Annotated in this window: 27 protein-coding genes and 1 pseudogene; all 28 read right to left on the minus strand. The window is 50.8% G+C overall.

The annotated features are described in order from the left end of the window. A pseudogene (locus tag ACFCTO_RS04015) lies at nt 1-195 on the minus strand (IS701 family transposase); the annotation flags it as partial. 112 nt (nt 196-307) lie between these two features. Then, nucleotides 308-1,204 carry a beta-1,6-N-acetylglucosaminyltransferase gene (locus tag ACFCTO_RS04020; protein WP_499876438.1) on the minus strand — a complete coding sequence of 299 codons (897 nt, stop codon included), beginning with the start codon at nt 1,202-1,204 and terminating at the stop codon, nt 308-310. Nucleotides 1,205-1,225: 21 nt separating this feature from the next. After that, nucleotides 1,226-2,047: a glycosyltransferase gene (locus ACFCTO_RS04025; RefSeq protein WP_302485212.1), complete on the minus strand. Its 822-nt coding sequence runs from the start codon at nt 2,045-2,047 to the stop codon at nt 1,226-1,228. A 154-nt stretch (nt 2,048-2,201) separates the two neighbouring features. Next, nucleotides 2,202-3,572, minus strand: coding sequence for a sugar transferase (locus ACFCTO_RS04030; protein ID WP_499876439.1), 1,371 nt, complete (start codon nt 3,570-3,572; stop codon nt 2,202-2,204). 426 nt (nt 3,573-3,998) lie between these two features. Further along, nucleotides 3,999-4,697, minus strand: coding sequence for a CpsD/CapB family tyrosine-protein kinase (locus tag ACFCTO_RS04035; RefSeq protein ID WP_302485210.1), 699 nt, complete (start codon nt 4,695-4,697; stop codon nt 3,999-4,001). After that, the gene (locus ACFCTO_RS04040) at nt 4,685-6,142 is read right to left on the minus strand and encodes a GumC family protein (protein WP_499876440.1); all 1,458 of its coding nucleotides are present in this window, start codon (nt 6,140-6,142) and stop codon (nt 4,685-4,687) included. The genes ACFCTO_RS04035 and ACFCTO_RS04040 overlap by 13 nt, the downstream gene beginning before the upstream one ends. A gap of 26 nt (nt 6,143-6,168) precedes the next feature. Beyond that, nucleotides 6,169-6,825 (minus strand): polysaccharide biosynthesis/export family protein, encoded by a 657-nt coding sequence (locus ACFCTO_RS04045; protein ID WP_481324963.1) that lies wholly within the window; start codon nt 6,823-6,825, stop codon nt 6,169-6,171. A 19-nt stretch (nt 6,826-6,844) separates the two neighbouring features. Further along, complete coding sequence (locus tag ACFCTO_RS04050; RefSeq protein ID WP_302485207.1) at nt 6,845-7,639, minus strand: tyrosine-protein phosphatase; 795 nt, start codon at nt 7,637-7,639, stop codon at nt 6,845-6,847. A 584-nt stretch (nt 7,640-8,223) separates the two neighbouring features. Further along, nucleotides 8,224-8,508: a hypothetical protein gene (locus ACFCTO_RS04055; RefSeq protein ID WP_302485206.1), complete on the minus strand. Its 285-nt coding sequence runs from the start codon at nt 8,506-8,508 to the stop codon at nt 8,224-8,226. Between the two features lie 25 nt (nt 8,509-8,533). Then, on the minus strand, nt 8,534-9,742 hold the full coding sequence (locus tag ACFCTO_RS04060) for a capsule assembly Wzi family protein (RefSeq protein WP_302485205.1): 1,209 nt from the start codon (nt 9,740-9,742) through the stop codon (nt 8,534-8,536). A 227-nt stretch (nt 9,743-9,969) separates the two neighbouring features. Further along, nucleotides 9,970-10,446, minus strand: coding sequence for an 8-oxo-dGTP diphosphatase (locus ACFCTO_RS04065; protein ID WP_302485204.1), 477 nt, complete (start codon nt 10,444-10,446; stop codon nt 9,970-9,972). Nucleotides 10,447-10,450: 4 nt separating this feature from the next. Further along, nucleotides 10,451-10,885, minus strand: a complete 435-nt coding sequence (locus ACFCTO_RS04070) for a DUF3783 domain-containing protein (protein ID WP_239639729.1) — start codon at nt 10,883-10,885, stop codon at nt 10,451-10,453. Between the two features lie 993 nt (nt 10,886-11,878). After that, on the minus strand, nt 11,879-12,217 hold the full coding sequence (gene rplQ, locus ACFCTO_RS04075; protein ID WP_499876441.1) for a 50S ribosomal protein L17: 339 nt from the start codon (nt 12,215-12,217) through the stop codon (nt 11,879-11,881). A 17-nt stretch (nt 12,218-12,234) separates the two neighbouring features. Further along, a complete protein-coding gene (locus ACFCTO_RS04080; protein ID WP_292300283.1) occupies nt 12,235-13,215 on the minus strand; it encodes a DNA-directed RNA polymerase subunit alpha in 981 nt (326 codons plus the stop codon). 52 nt (nt 13,216-13,267) lie between these two features. Then, nucleotides 13,268-13,657: a 30S ribosomal protein S11 gene (gene rpsK / locus ACFCTO_RS04085; RefSeq protein ID WP_014015761.1), complete on the minus strand. Its 390-nt coding sequence runs from the start codon at nt 13,655-13,657 to the stop codon at nt 13,268-13,270. A 28-nt stretch (nt 13,658-13,685) separates the two neighbouring features. Continuing rightward, the gene (gene rpsM / locus ACFCTO_RS04090; RefSeq protein ID WP_014015760.1) at nt 13,686-14,054 is read right to left on the minus strand and encodes a 30S ribosomal protein S13; all 369 of its coding nucleotides are present in this window, start codon (nt 14,052-14,054) and stop codon (nt 13,686-13,688) included. Nucleotides 14,055-14,076: 22 nt separating this feature from the next. Further along, nucleotides 14,077-14,190, minus strand: coding sequence for a 50S ribosomal protein L36 (gene rpmJ, locus ACFCTO_RS04095; protein ID WP_020311734.1), 114 nt, complete (start codon nt 14,188-14,190; stop codon nt 14,077-14,079). A gap of 23 nt (nt 14,191-14,213) precedes the next feature. Next, nucleotides 14,214-14,432, minus strand: coding sequence for a translation initiation factor IF-1 (gene infA / locus ACFCTO_RS04100; RefSeq protein ID WP_014015759.1), 219 nt, complete (start codon nt 14,430-14,432; stop codon nt 14,214-14,216). A gap of 285 nt (nt 14,433-14,717) precedes the next feature. Next, nucleotides 14,718-15,470: a type I methionyl aminopeptidase gene (map, locus tag ACFCTO_RS04105; protein WP_020311735.1), complete on the minus strand. Its 753-nt coding sequence runs from the start codon at nt 15,468-15,470 to the stop codon at nt 14,718-14,720. 2 nt (nt 15,471-15,472) lie between these two features. Beyond that, nucleotides 15,473-16,123, minus strand: a complete 651-nt coding sequence (locus ACFCTO_RS04110) for an adenylate kinase (protein ID WP_014015756.1) — start codon at nt 16,121-16,123, stop codon at nt 15,473-15,475. A gap of 16 nt (nt 16,124-16,139) precedes the next feature. Beyond that, nucleotides 16,140-17,402 (minus strand): preprotein translocase subunit SecY, encoded by a 1,263-nt coding sequence (gene secY / locus ACFCTO_RS04115; RefSeq protein ID WP_481324960.1) that lies wholly within the window; start codon nt 17,400-17,402, stop codon nt 16,140-16,142. 12 nt (nt 17,403-17,414) lie between these two features. Next, entirely contained in the window at nt 17,415-17,879 is a 465-nt protein-coding gene (rplO, locus tag ACFCTO_RS04120) for a 50S ribosomal protein L15 (RefSeq protein WP_014015754.1), read from the minus strand. 21 nt (nt 17,880-17,900) lie between these two features. Then, entirely contained in the window at nt 17,901-18,080 is a 180-nt protein-coding gene (rpmD, locus tag ACFCTO_RS04125) for a 50S ribosomal protein L30 (protein WP_014015753.1), read from the minus strand. An 18-nt stretch (nt 18,081-18,098) separates the two neighbouring features. Beyond that, entirely contained in the window at nt 18,099-18,599 is a 501-nt protein-coding gene (gene rpsE, locus ACFCTO_RS04130) for a 30S ribosomal protein S5 (protein ID WP_020311738.1), read from the minus strand. An 18-nt stretch (nt 18,600-18,617) separates the two neighbouring features. Continuing rightward, nucleotides 18,618-18,980, minus strand: coding sequence for a 50S ribosomal protein L18 (rplR, locus tag ACFCTO_RS04135; RefSeq protein ID WP_014015751.1), 363 nt, complete (start codon nt 18,978-18,980; stop codon nt 18,618-18,620). A gap of 30 nt (nt 18,981-19,010) precedes the next feature. Next, nucleotides 19,011-19,553, minus strand: coding sequence for a 50S ribosomal protein L6 (gene rplF / locus ACFCTO_RS04140; protein ID WP_292298421.1), 543 nt, complete (start codon nt 19,551-19,553; stop codon nt 19,011-19,013). A 20-nt stretch (nt 19,554-19,573) separates the two neighbouring features. Beyond that, nucleotides 19,574-19,966, minus strand: coding sequence for a 30S ribosomal protein S8 (rpsH, locus tag ACFCTO_RS04145; RefSeq protein ID WP_014015749.1), 393 nt, complete (start codon nt 19,964-19,966; stop codon nt 19,574-19,576). A 31-nt stretch (nt 19,967-19,997) separates the two neighbouring features. Further along, a complete protein-coding gene (gene rpsN, locus ACFCTO_RS04150; RefSeq protein WP_014015748.1) occupies nt 19,998-20,267 on the minus strand; it encodes a 30S ribosomal protein S14 in 270 nt (89 codons plus the stop codon). Between the last annotated feature and the right edge of the window lie 14 nt (nt 20,268-20,281).

The raw sequence follows: 20,281 nt of genomic DNA on the forward strand, positions 1-20,281 counted from the left end.
CAAGCAGCGATGCGTTACTTGGGACAAGAAATTCCGGTGAAGAAAGCGAAGGGACGGGAAGGCCTGCAGGGCTAACTGAGCGATAACCAGCCAGGTCAGCAGGAATTGCGTAGGCCGTGTCGCCGCAGAAAAATATGGAGAAAAGAAACGAAACAGACTACCAATAATCGAATTTTCGAGGTATAATGAATTCATCGCGTAACTCCTTTGAGATGGTGTGTTTTAGCAGATTCATTATACTTCAAAGTGTGGTTACGCGATATTTATTTGTTCAAAAAGTTGTAAACTGCTGAACTTAATTAATAAATCAATCAAATTTCGCCAATTTCTCTATAATCACTTTATCCACATCCGTATCAAACTTCCGAGCCATCAAATATCCAGAATTTTTCATAGCACCATAATCAGCTATCGTTAGTGTATTAGGACTATTTTTGACTTTTCCATCTTGGCTAGTCCAATCAACATAATGCAGATAATTATGTCTTGTTTCTTTATAGGGCGACATCATAAATAACGTTTGAAAAAAAGATTCATCAGGCGTCAAGCTGGATTTGTACCCTTCTTCGTACCAAGGATTATCGGACAAATATGATAATAACCACTTAGTGAAAGAATCTGTAATAGCAATCCATTGTGGCCCAAAATAAAAAGAAAGGGTGGAAAATTTATCCTTCCTACGAAAAATATAATAAGTAGAATTCCACCCCCCCGATATTTCTATATACAAACGTTTGAGGACTCTTTTAGAAAAAGTTCTATCCATAAAAAATTCCGGATATTTCATTACATTTCGTTTATCAAGATGATTTTCATGATGGTCGTTTCGATAATTATAAGACGGACGAAGAGATATAAAATTACGGCCAACATGCTGACTGAAATATTCAATAATCTGCCCCGGAGACTTTAAGGGAAAATCTTGTCCGCTGCAAAGCCAATAATAATCGAATCTAGTCGTTTTGTAAGCTTCTTTCAATAGATTAAGCGTTGCTTCAATCATTGAAAATCCGCTCCATTTCACATCGACACGAAGATTATCCGGTAACACATGGATATCTGGTCGTTTGATTAGTTGATCTACGATGTCGGCCTTCTTGTCCATATGAATAAAAAATTCGATGTCTGGATGCTTTAATGTCTCAAGAAAAAGATTAATTTGCTCTGCGTTTTTATGACAAAGCAACAAAATCGCCAACTTCATTCCGCATTACTCCTTATCCCATTATTTTCGCAAGATTTGTTTAAATAAAAATGCCCGTAACCAATTAGGTACAATAGCTCCAATCAGACGAATCATGCTCTGAATCTGGTATTGGTTTCTTGTGATGAACCCAGTTTGTGCCATGTATTTGAAGAGATTGCGCTGAGACTGGACATATTTCCAGCCACCTCGACGTTTATACATATCACTGCCGGCCCGCATCCACAGTAGCGGCTCCTGCAAATTATAGCCGATGAAACCTTGTTGGAGCATGCGAACCCAGAGATAGTAATCTTCTAACAGATAGAAATCTTGATAGCCTCCGGCAGCTTCTACGTCGCTTTTTTTGTACATAATACAAGGATGGTTGAAAGGATTGCGTTTCTTAGCAAAGTCAATGATGTCGTTTTGGTGTTCGGGAACGATACGGCGAACGGAGACGTTCGTGACGGTATCGCTGAATTCTTCTACGATACCGCTGACCAAGCTGTATTCGGGATGGTCCTGAAATGCGGCAAGCTGTCGTTCACACCGGTCGGGGCGACTGACGTCATCGGAATCCATGCGGGCGACGAGGTCGTTTTTGCATTGTCCGATACCGAAGTTCAAAGCTTTACCGAGGCCGCCGTTTTTTAAAAGACGGCAGACGTTCAGGCGCGGCCCGAATTGTTGCTGCATGTCGGCGATAACCGCATCCAGTTCCGGCGTCAATGGGCCATCACAGACGAGAACGAAGTCGTCAGTCGGGACGGTCTGGTCGTAAATACTTTGCATGCTTTGCCGCAAGTAATCGGGATGCTCTTTGTAGTAGACAGACATTAAAACAGAATAATTTACAGGCATAAATAATCCATCCTTTGTAAAAATAGGAAGAACCTCTCCGCCACTTCGTGGCACCTCCAGCACGACTCTCCGTTTTGGCAACCATCTTGCGCTTCCCTGCGGTCAGCACCTGATGGGCCAAAAAGGGCTTATTAGGGGAGGCTTTGAGGGCTTTTTAGCGCTGGAATTTGCTTAGGTCCAGGTCTTTGCCGCTGACGTCTTTGCCTTCGGTAGCGCTCTTGGTGACTAGGATCTTGATGGTCTGGATCATGATGATGAAGTCTTCTAAGATGCTGTAGTTTTCAATGTACATCAGGTCGTAGACGAGTTTGTCGTACGGCGTAGTGTTGTACTTTGCGAAGACCTGGGCCAGACCGGTGATGCCCGGTTTGACGTTATGGCGATAGGCGTATTCGGGGTTTTCTTGTTTGAATTTTTCGACGAAGAAAGGCCGTTCTGGTCGGGGCCCGACGAGGCTCATGTCTCCGTTGAGGACGTTGAGGATCTGCGGCAGTTCGTCCAGGCGGGTGGCGCGGATGAATTTGCCGACTTTGGTAATGCGTGGGTCGTCTTCCGTCGCCAGCTGGGGACCGGAATATTTTTCTGCATCGACGCGCATGGAACGGAATTTATAGACTTTATATTCCTTGCCAAAGCGTCCGACGCGGACCTGACTGTAGAGAACGGGACCGCCATCGCCGAGCTTGATAGCCAGGGCGACGGGAATGGCGAAGGGCAGGGCGCAGATGGCAGCCATACCGGCCACGATGATATCGACAGTGCGCTTGACGGCCCGTTGTTCCACGCTGAGGCGCAGGCTCTTGGGCCGGAAGACCGGGACGTCGTCGATTTTCTGCAGCATGGCACCGTTACAGAAGATTTCGTAAGAGCCGGGAATGATGTACGGCTGGATTTCCTTATCCGTGCAGTAGTTGACGATATCCGCCTTGGTTGTAATGGGGATATCCGAACAAATGATGAGCGTGTCGATGTCGCAGGTTTCCAGTTCCTGGCGCCAATTTTTCTGCGGATTCATGACGACGTGCTGGAGCTTCAGCTTGAGCTGAGGCTGGGCACTCATGCGGTAATAGACATGACGGCATTCGTCTTCGTTGCCCATAATTATGACCCGGCGGACAGGATGAAGGCTCTGTTCCCAACGTTGGACGGCTCGCTTCCAAAAACCGAGTAGGACAAACTGTACAGCCGTACTGGAAGCAATCAAGACCCGGGAATAAGCGAATTCATGAATGACAAAACTCAAAGCCATGACCAGGATGAGGACCAGGAAGAGACTGACAGCCAGGCTGATCAGGACTTCACTGAAGCGCTTGTGTTCAATCGTATAAAGATCATTGATGCTGAACAATAAGACCGAAAAGATAACAGCAACCGGCAGCATACCCGAGTATAAAGCCTGATGTATTTCCCGCGCACTAGGCGGGATAATCAGATAGGTCAGGAGTATATAAGTTAGGGTGATGATAGTCACGTCACCAAGTAAACCGAAAAGTTTACGTGACGTAGGATAGACACGGGTCTTCATGACCTTTTTTCATTCCTTTCATTGTATTATGGGGCCTTCAGCCCCGTCGTTCATCGTAGTTCGTTCGTCGTTAAGCCTCCCCTCATAGGGGAGGTGGCCTGAAAGGCCGGAGAGGTTGGTTTGTCGTGGGCGCCCTTATGGGCGCGCAGGTCGCTGTTCGCAAAACCATGCCACATTGACCAGTTAGATATATAGCTGACTGGTCGCTGTAAGAACCCTTCAGTCAGCTTCGCTGACAGCTCCCCTTCACAGGGGAGCCATTCGCCTCACTTGATAAGGGGAGGGGGACCGCTTGCGGTGGTGGGGTTCTTCCCTACGAGCCAAGGGTTACTCGAGGCGATGTTGTCGCTCTGAGTCTGTCGCGGCGGAACGCCGCATCTGAGTCCGAGGCGGCCGGCGGCCTGCGCCTCCCCTTCGCAGGGGAGGCTAACGTCTTTTCCGTTTTTTATTATGATTTTCGTCGTAATAGTAGTAGTAATAGTAGCCGCTCTTGTGGTGCTGCGGGACTTTATTTAAGATGACGCCTAGGATGTTGGCGTGGACTTTTTCTAAGAGTTCTTTGGCTTGTTTGCCTTCGTCCGGACTGATATCCCCGCTGCCCAAGACGAGGATGGTACCGTCGGTCTGGCTGCTCATGAGGACGGCATCAGTGACGGCCAGGACGGGGGGCATGTCGAGGAAGACGTAATCATACATTTCCGCCGCTTCCTGTAAAAGGGCCTTCATCTTCTTCGACCCCAGGAGTTCGGCCGGATTCGGCGGAATGGGGCCACTGGTAACGATATCGACATTGAGAAAAATATCCGGCTGGATGACTTCCTGCAACGGCAGGTCTTCAGCAAAGCAGTTCATTAATCCCCGGTTCAGTAAGCTGAGCCGACGATGAAGAGTCGGTCTGCGCAGGTCGCAGTCTATGAGTAAAGTGCGCTTATCATCTTGCCCTGTAATAATGGCAAGATTAGACACGACAGTCGATTTCCCTTCGTTCGGAACGGCCGACGTAAAGACGATGGTTTTCATTTTTTTCCCGGCACCGGCGAACTGGAGATTCGTCCGAATAGCGCGGTATGCTTCAGATACCGGAGACCGGCTGTTATAATGAGTGACAAAATCTATTTCCGCCATAATTTCCTCCTAAGTTTCGACCATAAACCGTCACGGCTGTCTTGTTCTTCCTGTAAGGTACTGGTATCGGGGATCATCCCCAGGACAGGCAGTCCCAATTCTTTTTCCACGTCTTCGGCCGTCCGTATCTTGCGATACATGAGGGATTGGACGATGACCGTCCCCATGCCGACGATGAGACCTAACAAGGTCATGATAGCCATAATCAAGACTTTCCGCGGCTTAATCGGTTTTTCCGGCAATGTCCCCCAGTCGACGACCTGTACTTCATTTGGTACCATGACTTCGGCTACTTTGGCTTCTTCCAAGCGTTTGGCCAGCATGACATAGATTTCGTTGTTGACGTCGGCATCGCGCTTGACGCGGACGAAGCCCTGTTCCTTTTCCGGCAGCGACGCGATGATGGCGTCATTCTGGGCATCCATCTGGTCCAGGGCCGTCTTTTTGCTCTGGGCTACGGCGATGGCCGCTTCGTTCTTGAATTTATCGGCCAGTAAGCCCTGCTGGACAGTATTGCTGGACGGCGCCTGCTGGGCGACAATCTTGCTGATTTCCTGATTCAGAGAATCACGGGTGGAGTTGATCTGGTTATTGATTTCCTGCATCTTCGGATGTTCGTCGGTATATTTGCCGACGTAACTGGCTTTGGTCGCTTCCAGCTGCGCCAGCTGGGTCTTATACTGCTGGATGGCCGGGCTGTCGGCGATGGAGACGCCAGCCGAGCTGAGCTGTTCATTGACGCTGCTCAGGCCGGCCTGGGCCGTTTCCAGGTTGAGCTGGTTTTCGGCTTTAGCCTTGTCGACAATGTTCAGCTTATCCGTAAGCTGCTTCATCTGGTCATCCGTCGAGTACATCTTGTTGGCCGACTGATACTGCTGCAGCTTATCTTCGGCCTGACTCAATTCGTCTTTGGACGCGGCCAGCCTCTTTTCCAGGAACTCGCGGGTCCGCTTCTGTTCGTCATGGCTCAGTTCGGTCAGGCGGTTCATGAAGCCCTTGATGATGAGGTTATTGGCCTTCTGGGCCTGTTCCGGCGACTTGCCTGTGACGTCGACTTCCAGGATTTCTGTATCTTTATACGGTTTGGTAATGATGTGCTTCTTGACATAGCCATCATAATCGGGCAGTTTCCCGTCTTCATCGCGTTCTTCTGTCTGGGCGATGACCGGCAGGACGACGTTGCGGCTCTTTAGGATTTCTGCATCAGTCATCATGCGCTGTTTATCGTCCATGGCATTGCCGCCGGACACTTTGGACAAAATCGAATCGCCCAGGCCCTTATCCTGCTTGATGCGCAGCAGCGACGTCGACTGGTACACCGGCGGCGCGACGAGCAGATAGGCCCCGCCGGCAATCATGAAGGCCGCCGTAATAGCCGCGATTTTCTTCTTGTTGGCCATGACAACTTGAAAGAGGTCTTTCAAATCAATGGTTATTTCTTCCACCCTGTTCAACTCCTGTATGGTAAATACTAATTGTTATCTAAGTTGTCTTTCGCTTCGGTAATCATGTAAATACTGCTGAAGATCGGCGCGATATCGCGGGCAAAGTCGATGCGATGGTTCTTGGTCAGGTAAAGGATGTCCCCTTCGCGGAGGGTGACATTCTGCGACATATCGCCGGTTTTGAGCATATTATTGAGGTTAATGGGAATGAGCGATTTCGGCTGATCCTGATGGATGAGGAAAATCTTCTTCTTCGCCGTATCCCGCGTAAAGCCCTGAGCGGCACCGATAGCGTCGATGACGGTATGGCCCTTTTCCAGTTCCACGGCACCGGGCTTCCTGACTTCACCAAAGACGTAGACCCGGACGCGGCCTAACTTGGAAATATTGACGGATACATCGGGATCGACGATATACCGGGCCAGGCCCTGCTGCAGGACATTGATGAACTGAGAGACCGTCATGCCTTCAGCGTGGATTTCCCCGACTAAGGGAAAGGACACGTTACCGTCGGGCCGGACAACGAAGGGCGACTGATTCGTTGATGAATTGCCCAGGTCCTGCTGCTGCGTGACGACGATGTTGAGCTCATCGCCAGGCCGCATATAATACTCTTCGGCACAGGCCGTCCCGGTCCACAAAGCGGTCACGGCGGCCAATGCCAGTATACTTTTCTTTAACATCTGTATTCACATCCTATATTCAACCAAAGAGACGATGGAAAAAGCCTTTTTTCTCCTTTTGCCAGTGCGACGGCAAGTCGGGATAAAAGACGCGGTTCTTTAAAATACATTCGGCATTGCGAGTCGCCGTGTTCCAAAGATTGACGTGCTGCTTATCCTTGGCAGCCAGGCGGTCCAGTTCTTCGTGGGCTTCGCGTATATCCGTCGTGCGAAATTCCACGCGATGCCCGTCGCTGCCCAGGAAGTGGATCATGCCATTGCGGTAGAGGTCGCGGACGCGCTGCTGCAATTTCGAGCCGAAATAGCCCGTGAAACTGCCTGTATTGCATTGAGCTAGGACACCCTTATTCATCCATGCCAAGAGCGTTTCCGGACGCTCCATGAGGCGCTCATAGCGTTCTACATGTGCTAAAAGTGGCAGGAACCCGCGCATTTGCAGCTCATAAATCATCTTTTCGACGATATCCGGCTGGGACTGGTCGGTCAGTTCCAACATGACATAACGGCTGCCAGCCAGGCAATAGTCGTCGTGATTTTCCTTCATAAAGCGCAACGTGTCTCCGTTGAGTTCCACTTCCGCGCCCGTATAGATACGGATAGGAATTTGAGCCTTATCCGCTTCTTCCTGAAGGGCTGCTACCTTGTCCAGAATCGTCTGCCAGGCCGGTATATGGCCCTGACGATTGACATGAGGCGTCGCAATAATATCGGTGACTCCGGAATCGACGGACATGCGCAGCATCTGCAGCGACATATCCAAAGCTTCAGAGCCATCATCAATGTCGTATAAAATATGTGAGTGAATATCTATCATGATTGTTCTCCATTTTGAGGCGCCCTTATGGGCGCGCCGGCCGCAGGCCGCTGTTCGCGAAACCATGCCACATGGACCCGGTTGGTGTATGGCCGACTGGTCGCAGCGGGCCGCCCTTTGGGACGGCCCCTACGCTGGCCCCGGTCGGGGCATGTCGTTCGTCGTAGTTCGTAGGTCGTTCATCGTTATGCCTCCCCTTATAGGGGAGGTGGCCTGAAAGGCCGGAGAGGTTGGTTTGTCGTGGGCGCCCTTATGGGCGCGCAGGTCGCAGGTCGCAAAACCATGCCACATTGACCAGCTTGGGTATATGGCTGACTGGTCGCTGTAAGAACCCCTCAGTCAGCTTAGCTGACAGCTCCCCTTCACAGGGGAGCCATTCGCCTCCCTTGATAAGGGGAGGGGGACCGCTTGTGGTGGTGGGGTTCTTCCCTACGAGCCGAGGGTTTCCCGAAGCGTCGTTGTCACTTTGAGTCTGACGCCGCGCAGCGGCATTTGAGTCCGAGGCGATCGGCGACCGGCGAACTGTGCCTGCGAAACCTCTCAGTCAGCTTCGCTGACAGCTCTCCTATCAAGAGAGCCGTATTCTAATACCTCCACTGAATGGTGGCAGTAGCGAATTTGTCGTGGTCTGTATGAATGGTGAAGTCCGCGTTTTCTACGTTGGCGTAGCCGATGATGCCGTTGAGGTAGACGTCCTGACCCAGTTTGGTCTGGCCAGTGAGGCCGAATTCATTGACAGTCGGATGGACGCGCATGCCCCGTTCCATTTCCGTCCGCTGGGCATAGAGGCCGATGGACGTTTCATGAGGCAAATAGTGGCGGATAGCGCCATAGTATTTGCGGGCATCGCGGCCCATGGCATCGCCCATGATGGCGTCGTGATAGGTCCAGCCGTTATTGAAGCGCTGGTGGCCGTACCAGACGTCGCTGGGTATCAGCCATTTCCAAGGTCATGTCCCAGGACCCATCATGAGTCAGTTTCGGCAGGTATATGCCGGCCCGGTAAGCAACTTTGGACGGCATATAGTGCGACTGGTCTTCGCCGTAGAGTTCGCCATAGAAGTCGCCGCCGGCAATATCATCCCAACGGTCCGTATCGGCATCGTCATTACGGCCATAGAGCCAATGGCCCCAGTCGGAACTATCCAGGCCATTACCGTCACCGCCGAGCATGGACAGGCGGGACAGGCCGAAGGTGAAGTACGATGTCGGCGAAAAGTCGGCGCGGATGCCGATGAGGCCGGCATCGTCGTAATCTGTCATTCCCCGGGCAGCCGCACGATCATGACGGTCGCCTTCGAGGAAGCCGTAGAAGAGATGGACGTCTGCCTGACCGAGGAATCGGAAGAAGCCGCCGACGCGCTGTGGTTCAATGAAGTGCGCCTGGATGGTCGTCAAGGGGCGCATGTTGTTCCCTAAGGCCAGATTGCCCGTTTCCCCCTGCCCCCAGGTCATGGCTTCTTTGCCGGCTTCAAAGGCCCAGATGCCGGCACGGGTCTTGATATAGCCTTCTTCCAGACTGGCGCTGAAATCGTTGTCCTTGTCATAGCTGAAGCGCGGCCGCAGGGCGATAGCCGTTTCATGACCGATGTTCCCGGAAATTTCAGCTTCCAAGATGCCATTGCCGTAACGGCCGTATTTATAGCCATTGCGATTGGCGCCAAAGGTCTGCCAGCCTGCATTAGTAGTATGACTGCGATTAATATGGCTATAGGAATGGCGTGGCGTATCCGAGAGCTGAGCCGCTGCCGTCAGCGAGACCGAGCGGAGTTTCAACGAATCGTATGTCTTTTCCCCGCGCAGGGTAGCCACTTCCGGGGCGACGTACTGCGCCAGGGCATCGACCTGATCTGCCAAGTATTTCGGCATGGGTTTGGTCTGGGCCTTATCCTGAGCCTGGACGACCCATTGAGCCATCTGCATGCGGCTGTATGGTTTGGCCCCATTGGGCATGGTATCGAGATAGCCCATGGCACTCAATTTTTCGATATACCCATAATACGGGCTGTCTACGGAAACGTTGGCCGTCGTCGCCGGTGCTGCCAATACACTCGCCGTCACACCCAAACTCAGCAGGACAGCACTCATCAAAGTTTTTTTCATTCTTTTCACCGCTATTAACCTAGTTGGTTTTATAGAGCCAATATTATATATTTTATCAATATATAATCTTTAATAATTAATTACAAATTCAATATTTTATATTAATAATTTATAAGTAGTAGAATAAATGACCTGTCAATGTCAAGCTCCAAAATATGTCTAAATCGTCGTATAAACGCAAAAAACGACAGATGATGTCCATCTGTCGTTTTTTACAATCTATTTAGTTATATAGAATTCATATAGCAAAATTCCATATGTTGTACATGTTCATTGTCTTCGGCAAAGGTGATGATGCCCTTTACTTTTTCTTTTTTCAGCAGCATAGGAATCCACGTCCGGTCGCCTTTCCACATTTCATCATACGGAAGGGCTACCGAGTCGAACCATTGCGGTTCCATCTCTTCGGTTTCCTGGACAGTCCCCTGCCATTGGCGGAGGAAGTAGACGAATCCGATGTGGTCCAGGTCCGGTGAGGCCGAGAAGTGAAAGTCCAGGAAGCCGACGAGTTCCAGGTCTTCTTCCCTGGCGATGAGGCCCGTTTCTTCCCGGAGTTCCCGGACGGCGCACTGCAGGAAGTTTTCACCGGCTTCGATCTTACCGCCGAAGCCGTTCCATTTGCTGACGCCGAAGCCGCGTTTTTTGCGGCCTAATAAAAGTTTCCCGTCCGGGCGGACGGGAAAGCAAAGTGTCGTAGGACGCATGGTCTTACCTCTTTTTATGAAAATATTCGTGTTCTTTCGACAATTCCTGCAAAATCGTTTCGATAGTCCAGGAAATGTTGTTCGGCGTCAACATGGCCTTGAGGGGTACGTTCTTCAGGCGGCCCCGGCGGATACTGCTCAGGAGCAGGTTGACAGCTTGGTTATCGAAGCCGCAGAGGATCAGCGCTTCCTTGGTGACAGGCGGAAGTTTTTCGTCTTCGTTCATCTGTTCATGAACCTTGGTCTGTTCCGTTTCCTGTTTCATAGCGGCGATTTCAGCGATTTCTTCGTCAGTCAGTCCCAGGACTTTGCCGACCGTTTCGCCTTTTTCCGCTTCCGTAACGGCCTTGACCTTCGATTTCGTCAAGAGGGCCAGGAGCTTGACCTGGTCCAGCCGTTCCGGTGTAAAGTTGACAGCTAACATCATACGATATGGCATTTATATTCACTCCTTTTGGGGTAGGCTCGCGTAGCGAGCTAGTGGTTAGTGGTTAGTGGTTAGTGGTTAGTGGTTAGTGGCTTATCGCCTTCGGCGATGTCGTTCATCGTTATGCCTCCCCTTATAGGGGAGGTGGCCTAAAAGGCCGGAGAGGTTGGTTGGTCGCATGCGCCCTCATAGGGCGCGCCGGCCGCAGGTCGCAGGTCGCAAAACCATGCCACATTGACCAGCTTGGGGTATGGCCAACTGTTCGCGGCGGGCCGCCAAAGGCGGTCTGAGAGGTTAAAGGTCGGCCCCCACGATAGCCCCGGTCGGGGCGTTTTTTACGAGCCGAGGGTCTTGATACGTTATCCCGCACCTGTAGGGGCGACCACGTGGGGCGCCCGCTACGCGCTGAGGGTTTCCCGAAGCGCCGTTGTCAGTTTAAGTCTGACGCCGCGCAACGGCATCTGAGTCCGAGATAAACGGCCGGTCGCCGGCCGCAGGTCGTGGGCGCGCTGTTCGCAGACCGCAGGTCACAAAATCATACCACATAGATTCGTTAAGTATATGGCCGATTGGTCGCGGCGGGCCGCCCAAGGCTCCCTTCATAGGGGAGCTGGCCGCCAAAGGCGGTCTGAGAGGTTAAAGGTCGGCCCCTACGATGGCCCCAGTTGGGGCATTTTTTAAGTTTGTCGCCGAGCAGCAGCATCTAAATCCGAGGCAGCCTGCGAAACCTCTCAGTCAGCTTCGCTGACAGCTCCCCTATCAGGGGAGCCATACGCGCCCCGATTGGGGCGTTTTTTACGAGCCGAGGGTCGTGATACGTTATCCCGCACCTGTAGGGGCGACCACGTGGGGCGCCCGCTACGCGCTGAGGGTTTCCCGAAGCGCCGTTGTCAGTTTGAGTCTGACGCCGCGCAACGGCATCTGAATCCGAAGCGGCCTGCGACCGGCGACCGGCGGATTGCAAAAAAGGAGCTGTCTTGCGACAGCTCCTTTTTTCTTACAAGCTTATACTAATTCGATGATTACCATCGGAGCAGCATCGCCCTGACGAACGCCAGTTTTGATGATGCGAGTATAACCGCCCTGACGATCTTTGTATTTCGGTGCAATTTCGTCAAACATTTTTTTGACAACTTCTTCATCCATCATGTATGCCAAGACCTGACGGCGAGCGTGGAGGTCGCCGCGTTTTGCGAGGGTAAGCATTTTGTCAGCGACTTTGCGAAGTTCTTTTGCCTTTGCTTCTGTCGTTTCAATGCGTTCATGCTGGAATAAAGAGGTGACAATGCTACGCAGCAATGCTTTACGTGCGGAGCTGTCTCGTCCCAACTTTCTATAAGCCATCGTTCATCCTCCTCGAACTATTCTTCGTTACTCGATTTTAAATCGTAACCTTCTTTTTGCAACTTTTCAATGATTTCATCGACAGACTTCTTGCCGAGGTTGCGAATCTTGGACAAGTCGTCTTCCGTCCGTTCTACGAGGTCGCCTAAGGTGTAGATGTTTGCACGTTTCAGGCAGTTCGAAGCGCGTACGGAAAGATCGAGGACATCAATCTTGATGTCGTTGAGGTCCGGTTCTGTCGGTGCTTCCGGTTCTTCGCCATCTTTGTTGGTGAATTCAGCCAACGTGTCATTGACTTTGGCGTCGGTGGCGATGTCCTGGAAGTAGTTCAAATAGCTGATCATAATGGATGCAGCCTTGGCGACGGCGTTTTCAGCACTGATGCTGCCGTCCGTCGTCACTTCAAGCGTCAACGAATCGTAATCCATTTCGTTGCCGACCCGGATATTGCCTACTTCGTAGTTGGTGCGCACAATAGGCGAAAAAATCGAATCGATGGGGATGACCCCGATCATATCCGTTTCTTTCTTGTTCTTCGTAGAAGGAACATACCCTTTGCCGCGTTCAATGTGGCACTGCATACGGATTTCAGCGTCCGTATCCAGCGTGGCAATATGAAGATCCGGGTTCAAAATTTCAATGTCTGAGTTTACGTTAAGATCGTTTGCAGTGAATTCACATTCACCAGAGATATCGACAGTGATATCGAGTTCGTTGATATCATCGTCCAGGAATTTCATCCGAACCTGTTTGAGGTTGAGGATGATTTCCGAAACATCTTCCCGAACGCCGGGGATGGTCGAAAATTCATGGAGAACACCATCGATTTTAATCGAAGTGATTGCTACGCCATCCAGGGATGCCAGGAGGACACGCCGCAAACTATTACCCAATGTGATTCCGTAACCCCGATCGAGAGGTTCACATACGAATTTTCCATAGGTACCGCCGTCATTGATTTCGACGGTTTTAACTTTAAACTTGTTATCATCGATCATTAGGAAAATCCTCCTATTTCAGAATCAAAACACCTTGGTTAATTATCTACGATTATACGCGTCTCCGTTTCGGCGGACGGCAGCCGTTATGCGGAATAGGAGTTACGTCTTTGATGGAGTTGACTTCAAGACCTGCAGCCTGCAATGCGCGGATAGCAGCTTCACGGCCGGAGCCCGGACCTTTTACGAAAACTTCTACCTGACGGAGGCCATGTTCCATAGCAGCTTTGGCAGCCTGTTCAGCAGCCATCTGTGCAGCGAACGGAGTGCTCTTACGGGAACCGCGGAAACCGAGGCCGCCGGCACTTGCCCAGGACAGTGCATTGCCTTTTGCATCAGTGATCGTAACGATCGTGTTATTGAAAGTAGAACGGATATGTGCTGCGCCCGATTCTACGTGTTTCTTTTCTTTTCTTTTGTTGCTTCTTACGTTCTTAGCCAAAATCGTTTCCCTCCTTACTTAAAGAATCTTATTTCTTCTTACCTGCTACAGCTTTTCTCGGACCTTTACGGGTACGTGCGTTCGTCTTGGTGCGCTGACCGCGGACCGGAAGACCTGCACGATGACGTTTGCCGCGATACGAATTAACTTCGATCAGGCGTTTGATGTTGAGTGCTGTTTCACGGCGAAGGTCACCTTCAACTTTATATTCAGAACCGATGACTTCACGAATTTTCTGTACTTCGTCTTCTGTCAGGTCGCGAACGCGGGTATCCGGGTTTACGCCAGTCTTAGCCAGGATCTTCTGGGAAGAAGAAAGACCGATACCTAAAATGTAAGTCAAACCAATTTCAACTCGTTTATCACGTGGTAAATCCACACCGGCTATACGTGCCATCTATTCATTCACCTCCTGCTTATTAACCCTGTTTCTGTTTATGTTTCGGATTTTCGCAAATGACCATGACGCGGCCTTTACGTTTGATAATTTTGCATTTTTCGCAAATTCTTTTTACTGACGGTTTTACTTTCATCATTAACCTCCTGCGTAATACTCTTACTTAAAGCGGTACGTGATACGACCGCGATTCAGATCATACGGTGTCAATTCGAGTGTGACCCGGTCGCCCGGAAGGATACGAATGAAGTTCATCCGCATTTTACCGGAGACATGAGCCAGTACGATGTGATCGTTTTCAAGCTTGACTTTAAACATGGCGTTTGGCAAAGCTTCAACGACGACGCCTTCTACTTCAATGACATCTACCTTCGACATAGTAACCTCCCTGGTCAATTCTTCACAGCCCGGTTCAAGACGGACCGTATCCATTCATTGCTGATTCTCGCGGGACCAGCGCTTCCAGTGGATACGCTCGTTCCCAATATCCGGAGATGCCGGCAATTCTTTTTTTTCGGCTTATCCAGGTTGTACTTTCTACCGTCAGCAATCCATACGTAGGGATAAGCCAGACTGCCGACAACAACATACAAGTGGCCTTTATCCCTGCCTGCCAGGCTTTCTACGACCGTGCAGACAGGTATCATCTGTGTCCGTTCCATCTTATTCTTCCGGAAGGGTAAGGATTTCAGGACCGTTTTCCGTGATGGCTACTGTATGTTCGAAGTGGGCTGCCGGTTTGCCGTCACGCGTGACGACGGTCCAGCCGTTCTTCAACTGGCGGACTTTTTCCGTGCCCATATTGATCATCGGTTCAATGGCCAGGACCATGCCCGGTTCCAGCAGTTCGCCGTGACCGGCCATGCCGTAGTTCGGCACTTCCGGATCTTCGTGCATGTCCGTACCGATGCCGTGGCCGACGTAGTCGCGGACGACGCCGTATCCAAAGGATTCGGCATACGACTGGACTGCGTGGCCGATGTCGCCGAGGTGATTCCCGGCAACGGCCTGTTCGATGCCTTTATAGAGGCTTTCTTCGGTGACCTTCAAGAGCTTGAGGGTCGCCGGATGAACGTGGCCGACGGGAATCGTTACCGTCGAATCGCCATGGTAGCCATTCTTGTTCACTACTAAATCAATGCTGATTATATCACCATCTTTGAGCTTGCGGTGGCCCGGGATGCCGTGGACAACTTCTTCATTTACGCTGGCGCAAATGGTTGCCGGGAACCCGTAATAGCCTTTGCAGCTCGGAAAAGCGCCGCAGCTGCGGATGTATTCTTCACAGCGCTGGTCGAGTTCGCCTGTCGTGATGCCAGGTTTTGCCAATTTCTTCATGAGCTGAAGGGCGTTGGCCGTAATGCGGCCAGCTTCGCGAATATACTCAATTTCCCGTTTGGATTTTAAAATAATCATGCTTATTTACTCTTTTCAAGACTAGCAACAATGTCTTTGTAGACATCTTCCATGCTCTGTTTGCCATCGATTTCGATGTAGAGATTGGAATTCTTATAGTAGTCGATGAGCGGTTTCGTCTGTGCAGCGTAGACGCTCAAGCGTTTCTTGACGGTTTCTACTTTATCGTCATCGCGCTGATACAATTCGCCGCCGCATTTATCGCAGACGTTCTTCACCTTGGACGGTTTGAATGTGACATGGTATGTCGCACCGCAGGAGCGGCAGATCTGACGGCCCGTCGTCCGTTTGATGAGTTCTTCATCGGGGACGGCGATGTTGATGACGCCATCGAGTTTGATGCCCAAATCGCGGAGGATGGCATCAAGGGATACAGCCTGGCTGGTCGTGCGCGGGAAGCCGTCGAGGATGAAGCCTTTTTTGCAGTCATCTTTGGCGAGGCGTTCTTTGACGATGCCTACGGTAACAGCGTCCGGTACGAGCTGGCCGTTGTCCATGTACTTCTTGGCTTCGAGGCCGAGCGGGGTCTGTTCTTTTACAGCTGCCCGGAACATGTCGCCTGTCGAAATCTGGGGAATACCATATTTTTCAATCAATCGTTCAGCCTGGGTACCTTTACCAGCACCCGGAGGGCCCATTAAAAGAATATACACTCAAACTACCCCCTTATTATTTCATAAATCCTTGATATTGTCTATTCAAAACTAAGGATTCTGCCTGTTTCATCGTGTCGATGGCAACACCGACGACGATGAGGATGGCCGTACCGCCGAAGTAAACCCCTTCGATCCCCGTAACCCAGCCGATGAAGTTCGGCAGGATGGCGATGAAGGCCAGGAAGAAGGCACCGGCGAGGGTAATTCTCGTCATGATGCGATCGATATACATGGCTGTCGGCTGGCCCGGGCGGATGCCAGGGATGAAGCCGCCATACTTCTGCATATTTTCCGTGAGCTGCGGGATGTTCAGCGAAATAGCCGTGTAGAAATAGGTGAAGAACATGATCAGGAGAGCGTACATGACCGTGTTGGTCACCGTCCCCCATGCAAAGAAGCTTGCAATCCACTGGACTGTTTCATTCTGTACGAACTGTGCGATGGTAATCGGGAACATCAGTACAGACGAAGCGAAGATGATGGGGATGACGCCAGCCTGATTGACTTTCAGCGGAATATGTGTCGAGTGACCGCCATACATCTTACGGCCGACGATACGTTTCGCATACTGTACCGTGACGCGGCGCTGACCCTGCGTGACTTCAATGACCACGACGATCATGAACAAGGCGATGACAGCAAAAAGCAAGGCCTGGAAGATGTTGATCGAACCAGCCTGGATGTACTTGTAAATCGTCATACAGCCTTGCGGGAAGCGCGCTACGATACCGGCGAAGATGATGAGAGAAATGCCGTTGCCGATGCCGCCAGCTGTAATCTGATCACCGAGCCACATGAGGAAACATGTGCCTGCCGTGAGGACCAGGGAGACCATGACGACCATGGCCCAGCTGTCGACGATGAGGGCATTGTTGACTTTCAGCGCATAGCTCATGGCGAAAGCCTGGATCAGTGCCAGGACAACCGTGCCGTACCGCGTGACCTTCTGGATCTTATCGCGGCCTTCCTGATTGTCCTTTGCCCATTGTTCAAAAGTCGGAACGACGGCTGTCAGCAGCTGCATGATGATCGACGCGTTGATGTACGGCGTGATGCTCATGGCCAGAACGGAGAACTTGCTCAGTGCCCCGCCGGCGAACAAGTCCAGGAGTCCGAACAAGTTGCCGCTGCTGAAGAGATTCTCAATGACCGACGAATCCACACCCGGTACGGGGATATGGACGCCGAGTCTGAAAACGATGAACATGATGAGAGTGAAGACTGCCCGTTTCCGGAATTCCGGGACGTTCAGTACGTTTTGGATGTTTTCTAACACCGCAACTCACCCCTACTGTTCTGCTACCGGTTCTTCTCCCGGTACTACAACCTTACCGCCTGCAGCTTCGATTTTAGCTTTAGCGGATTTCGTGAAGCCGTTGGCTACGACAGTGAGTTTCTTTTCGAGTTCACCGTTGCCGAGGATACGGACGCCGTCGCGGACATTCTTGAGGATGCCAGCTTCTACGAGAGCGACGGGATCGACAGTCGTGCCGTCTTCAAAGCGGTTGAGTACAGAAACGTTAACTTCTGCATATTCTTTAGCCCAAATGTTTTTGAAGCCGCGTTTCGGGAGCAAACGATACAACGGCATCTGGCCGCCTTCGAAGCCCGGGCGCTTGCCGCCACCGCTACGGGAGAGCTGACCTTTCATACCTTTGCCAGCCGTCTTGCCATTGCCGGAGCCGATGCCGCGGCCGACGCGGTTGCGTTTTTTCTTGGAACCAGGAACAATACTCATTTCATGAAGTTTCAATTCAGCGCACCTCCTTCTATATTAAATTTCTTCTACTTTTACTAAGTGTTCTACTTTATGAAGCATCCCTTTAATCTGCGGGGTGACTTCTTTTACTACGCTGGAGTTCGTCTTGTGGAGACCGAGGGCAACGATGGTTGCGCGCTGGTCGCCAGGACGGCCTGCCAAACTCTTTACGAGTGTAACTTTAACCTGAGCCATCTTGTTATATCCTCCTTATTAACCGTAAATTTCTTCTACAGTTTTGCCACGGAGTTCAGCAACTTTGTTGACATCCTTCAAGCGGCCCAAGCCTTCGAGGGTTGCCTGAACCATGTTGTTCGGGTTGGAAGAACCGATCGATTTGGTGAGGATGTTGCGGACGCCTGCCAGTTCCAATACGGCACGGACCGGGCCGCCAGCGATGACGCCAGTACCTTCAGCAGCCGGTTTCAGGAATACTTTGCCTGCACCGAAGATACCCGTGATCGTGTGGGGAATGGAACCGTTCTTGAGAGGAACGGAAATCATATGTTTCTTAGCGTCTTCAACGCCTTTGCGGATTGCTTCAGGAACTTCGCCAGCTTTACCTAAACCTGCGCCGACATTGCCATTGCCGTCACCGACAACAACGAGGGCACTGAAGGAAAAACGGCGGCCGCCTTTAACTACCTTAGCAACGCGGTTGATGAATACTACATTTTCCTGTAATTCGAGACCTGCATGGTCAACTTTTGCCATGTGTTATTTCCTCCTTGATTAGAATTTCAAGCCAGCTTCACGAGCTGCTTCTGCGAGAGCTGCAACACGGCCGTGATAAATGTAACCGCCACGGTCGAAGACAACCGTCGTGATACCTTTTTCGATAGCCCGTTTTGCAACTAAAGCACCGACTAATTTTGCGCCTTCGGCGTTGCCGCCGCTGACGTTCTGACCTTTGATTTCTTTGTCCAAAGAGCTTGCGGAAACCAAAGTTACGCCGTTCTGGTCGTCGATGACCTGAGCGTAGATATTGTTAAGGCTACGGAAAACGTTGAGACGCGGACGTTCTGCCGTGCCGTTGATGTTCTTGCGTAAACGCCAATGCCGTTTCAAACGGATTGTGTTTTTACTCTTCTTCAAGGAATTCACTCCTTTCTAATTAAATGTTACTTATTTCTTCGTACCAGCTTTACCAGCTTTACGACGGACATGTTCGCCTACATAGCGGATACCTTTGCCCTTGTACGGTTCAGGCAGGCGGTAGCCGCGGACTTTAGCAGCGAATTCGCCGACGACTTCGTTATCAGCACCGGAAATGGTGATCTGCGTAGCGCTCGGGCATTCGATGGTGATGCCGGCCGGAGCGTCGAGTTCGAGGGGATGGGAGAAGCCAAGAGTCAAGGCAAGTTTCTTACCTTTCATCTGTGCTCTGTAACCAACACCGACGATTTCCAATTCTTTCTTGAAGCCTTCCGAAACGCCTTTTACCATGTTGGCAATAAGGGCACGGGTGAGGCCGTGTAATGCACGATGATTTTTATCGTCAGACGGACGTTCTACAGTGATGACGTTATCAGCCACTGTGATTTTCATATCCTGGTGGAGCGTACGTGTGAGTTCGCCTTTCGGGCCTTTAACGGTAATTACGTGGCCATCGAGGTTTACATTTACGCCTGCCGGGATATCAATAGGCATTCTACCTACTCGGGACATATTGACACCTCCAAAACGATTTACCAGACGTAAGCGATAACTTCGCCACCCAAGCCGAGTTTACGAGCTTTTTTGTCGCTCATAACGCCCTGGGACGTAGAAATTACAGCGATCCCCAAACCACCGAGAACGCGCGGGAGTTCTTCCTTGCCAGCGTATACGCGCAGGCCCGGTTTGGAAATTCTCTTGATGCCGGTAATTACTTTTTCTTTATTAGAACCATATTTCAACGTAACCTTCAGCGTTTTGCCTTCGTTTACGGATTCGTAGTTTTTGACGAAACCTTCTTCTTTGAGGATGTCGAGCACTGCAGCTTTCATCTTCGAAGCAGGGATTTCTACTTTTTCGTGATATGCCGAGTTAGCATTACGGATTCTTGTGAGCATATCCGCAATCGGATCGGTCATTGCCATAATCTAAAAACCTCCCTCCATGGAATACGTGTTACCAGCTGGCTTTTTTAACGCCAGGGATCTGACCTTTGTAAGCCAGTTCACGGAATGTGATGCGGCAGATGCCGAATTTACGCATATAACCGTGAGGACGGCCGGTTACTTTGCAACGGTTGTGCAGACGAACCGGAGATGCGTTAGCCGGCAGCTGAGAAAGTGCTTCATAGTCGCCTTTTGCTTTGAGTTCAGCGCGGAGCTTAGCGTATTTGGCAACCATTTTTTCACGTTTCTTTTCACGTTCGAGCATCGATTTCTTTGCCATGTATGTTATCCTCC

It is taken from the genome of Megasphaera indica (assembly GCF_046614755.1).
In the GTDB taxonomy this organism is placed as follows: Bacteria; Bacillota; Negativicutes; order Veillonellales; family Megasphaeraceae; genus Megasphaera; species Megasphaera intestinihominis.